The 3241-nt window shown below is 60.8% G+C and carries 5 protein-coding genes; 3 read left to right on the top strand and 2 right to left on the bottom strand.

Annotated features, from left to right (window positions below; all coding sequences use genetic code 11):
* Positions 1-12: 12 nt before the first annotated feature.
* Positions 13-779, bottom strand: a protein-coding gene (locus MKK84_RS26010) for an IS5 family transposase (protein WP_243924912.1) whose coding sequence is annotated in 2 segments (ribosomal slippage) — positions 13-464 and positions 464-779 — 768 coding nt in all. Because the reading frame shifts where the segments join, the coding sequence is not laid out codon by codon here.
* A gap of 635 nt (positions 780-1414) precedes the next feature.
* Here MKK84_RS26010 and MKK84_RS26005 point away from each other — a divergent pair.
* From MKK84_RS26005 to MKK84_RS25995, 3 genes are all read left to right on the top strand, one after another.
* Positions 1415-1663, top strand: coding sequence for a hypothetical protein (locus MKK84_RS26005; protein WP_243924911.1), 249 nt, complete (start codon positions 1415-1417; stop codon positions 1661-1663).
* Between the two features lie 378 nt (positions 1664-2041).
* The gene (locus MKK84_RS26000) at positions 2042-2311 is read left to right on the top strand and encodes a DUF1488 family protein (protein ID WP_313899371.1); all 270 of its coding nucleotides are present in this window, start codon (positions 2042-2044) and stop codon (positions 2309-2311) included.
* A gap of 267 nt (positions 2312-2578) precedes the next feature.
* Complete coding sequence (locus MKK84_RS25995) at positions 2579-2959, top strand: hypothetical protein (protein WP_243924910.1); 381 nt, start codon at positions 2579-2581, stop codon at positions 2957-2959.
* Here MKK84_RS25995 and MKK84_RS25990 read toward each other — a convergent pair.
* Positions 2907-3233 carry an HU family DNA-binding protein gene (locus tag MKK84_RS25990; protein ID WP_243924913.1) on the bottom strand — a complete coding sequence of 109 codons (327 nt, stop codon included), beginning with the start codon at positions 3231-3233 and terminating at the stop codon, positions 2907-2909. The two genes, MKK84_RS25995 and MKK84_RS25990, sit on opposite strands and share 53 nt — an antisense overlap.
* Positions 3234-3241: the final 8 nt, after the last annotated feature.

The raw sequence follows: 3241 nt of genomic DNA, 5'->3' as shown, positions 1-3241 counted from the left end.
TAGGGTCTGTCGTCACCTGAGGTAATCGAGGGCAGCGGCGAGGCAGAGGATACCGCTGAAGCTGGCGGCGGTCTTCTCGTAACGCGTGGCAACCGCTCGCCATTCCTTGAGCCGCGCCCAGAGCCGCTCGACGATGTTGCGGTTGTTGTAGATCCAGTCGGGGCAACGCACTGGAGCCTCGTTCCGCTTGGACGGGATCGCAGGTTTTGCTCCGGCCTCCGCGATCTGCTGCCGGAAGCGATGGCTGGAGTAGCCCCGATCCGCCACCACCCAGCGAGGCACGCCCGGCAGTCGGTCGAGCAAGGGCAGCGCATGAGGCAATTCATGGGCTTGCCCCGGTGCAATCCGAAAGGCGATCGCGTGGCCCGCGCCGTCAGCAATCACGCAAGCCTTGGTGCCATACCCGCCACGCGATCGGCCAACAGCTTCACGAGCGTCTCGCTCGGCTGCAGATCCCCCCTTTTGGCGGCGCCTGCCGCCTTCTGGTGCGCACGCATGTTGGTGCCGTCGAGGAACACCATGCCTAACTGAACGCCGCGCTCCTGCACGAGACCGAGCAGACGTTCCCACACGCCGCTGCGCGACCACCGGATGAAGATCTGCGCCGCTCGCCACCACGGCCCCAGTTCCTGCGGGATCGCGCGCCACTTGGCACCGTTCTGATGGCGCCACAGGATTGCCGAGAGCGTGCGCCGCAGATCCTGCGGCGGTGTCTTCGCCTTCGGCCGACAAGCCTCAACCAGCGGCTCCAAAACAGCCCATTGCGTGTCGCCTAGCATCGTCCCTCCCAGATCAGAGGCACAAAACGCGTGCTACGCCAGATGGTTCAGGCGACGACAGACCCTAGCATCATGAAGCTGTCGTCGCTCGTCATGCCGCCCCAGCGATGTCGAGCCCGTCGGCCGGGGCTAAATCCGCTTTGCAGATCAACGCCGATCTAATATTTCCCACTATAGTATCGCTTCAGCAGTTTCGGAGACAGATGATAGCCGAAAATTCTAGGAGTGAGCCGTGCATCCAGGCTCTGAAAACAGAACAAATCTTTTTTAGCACCTTGCAAGAAGGCCTCAATTGTCTCGTTTGGGATCTCAGCAGATCCGGTGCGATGATCGAAATGGATGAGCACTCGACCCCGCCAGATGAATTCCGCCTGCGTTCGATAGAATTGTCACTTAATCAGCACCGTGAGGTTATCTGGCGTAGCGATCGAAAGATCGGTGTTAGATTTACTGACTGAAATTTGACCGCGCTACCCTGCCAAACATTGGGATAAAAGTACAAATATTGAGCACAGATACAAATAGAGCACCTAGAGCTGCACAGAAAATTTTTACGTCTGAAATTGAAACAATTGCGTTTCGATTTCGTTGAAGCATGCGTAAGCTGACATTTAACGAATTCGTGTTGAGATTGTATGCCGGCCGATCCCCTAAAGCCTCGTGTGGATTTCAAGGTAGCGTCCGCGGTCTTCGGTGATCCAATCCTCACCATCGATTGCGTGGCGAAGCGTGAGGGCGCCCGAGTGGCACGGGTGGAGCTATCGAACGCGATCCGCCTTCCAGACCAGTTCCTCCTCATCGCGATGTCGATCCAGGTGCGGCACCGCTGCGAAGTGATCGAAAGGGCCGAAGACTTCGTGAGGGTGCAGTTCATCACGGAGTGATGCTCAGCCATGGCTCGCCACTGTCAGCTTACGCAGACCACGAAACGGCCTGATGACCCGGCTGCCATCCTGACGCTCGATCAGGACGTTGTGCCGGACGCGGCTGCGGCCCCAGCCGGAGCCGTCGAGCTTGCCGATCGGGGCGGCGGATCCGGCACTAGTCCGGCCCCCGCGGATCAGGATGGTGCTGGGTGCGATGATTGACGAGTTGTCAGCCTGCGTCGCCTCAATAAGTCTTTTTAGGACGGCAAATTTTCTTAAGCGGCATCGGGCACGCGCAAAATAAGTTTTTGCAACTGCGGTTCGTTCTTCCTCGATGACCCGTTGTCTATGAGACGGATATTTCCGTGGAGCCGATAGAAACCGCTGAGGCTTACCATGCCCATCGTCGGTTACCCGGGCTGGCCCCCGGTTATTGATGCGAACACGCGAGAGCATGTGCGCTTTGCGATGTCCGACGGACACCGGCTCCTGCCCTGTCGAATTCCAATAGACACCCTGCGGGACTGGTTCGGCGACGCGTGGTCCGAGCCGATCGATCTCTTCGTAAGCTGCCAAAGCGAGATCGAAGACGCCGCCGGTCGAAGGTACGACCGCGATGGGATCACGAACGGAGTGATTAATCTTGATGATCAGGACTTTGCTTAGTATCTGAAAGAAACGCTTCAGTTTTTTCCGCAGCAAACCAAAATGTTTTCCTCTATAAATTCTCCGCGGTCGCCGCCCTGGCCATCAGCGTGCCTGCAGCGGCACAAACCGTTGCTGTACCCCCAGTCGGCTCTCAGGATGGCATGTCGAACATGCCGAAACCCAGCGCGACAGTCCCGGACCGAGTGAGAACACTCGATCTCAGCCGCGGACTACAAGCGGCACAGCCGTTGCGCGCTCCAGCTCGGGCGGAAGGTATCGGTTCTGATGGGACGGCACCTCAACCGCCGACATCCGGTGAGCGGGGTACTGTTCGCCGAACTGCGGGCCCGGGCGCGCGCGATGCGGGCCGAGCACGTGCCGGTGCAGAAGATCGCGGACGCGCTCGGCGTGAGCCAGACGTGCGCGCACCGGTGGGTTATCGATGCACCGGAGCACGCTGCGGCCACGGCACAGAACGGCGGGGTGCGGATCTACCCGCCTGGTACGCGGCGGTTCGCGAGCAAGCTCTGGGCGCTCGGCTACCGACGCGAGCAGCGGATCGCCATGGCGCATGAGATGGCCGCGGCCGGTGTGCCCGATACCGCGGACAATATCACACCGCCCGCAGCAGACGCTCGGCCTCGCGCTCCTGATCCGCCGGCTTAAGGTTCAGTCGAGCACGCATGGTCTTGCCTGGCCGGAACTGGATGCTCCGCTTGGCCGCCACGGCGACGACCTCGCTCGTTCGCGGATTGCGGCCGGTACGGGCGCACGTCTCCTTCGTCGCGAACGTGCCGAAGTCGCGCAGCTCCACGCGATCGCCGTCCGCCAGGGCGCGGGTCATTTTGTCGAGGATGGCGTCGACCACCGCCTCGACGTCCTTGGCGTAGAGGTGCGGGTTCTGCGCAGCGATGCGGGCGACGAGTTCGGACCGGATCATGCCCCATC

Source organism: Methylobacterium sp. E-065 (assembly GCF_022829605.1).
In the GTDB taxonomy this organism is placed as follows: Bacteria; Pseudomonadota; Alphaproteobacteria; order Rhizobiales; family Beijerinckiaceae; genus Methylobacterium.
The sequence above is the reverse complement of the archived record's forward strand: the minus strand, read 5'-3'. Positions and strand labels throughout refer to the sequence as shown.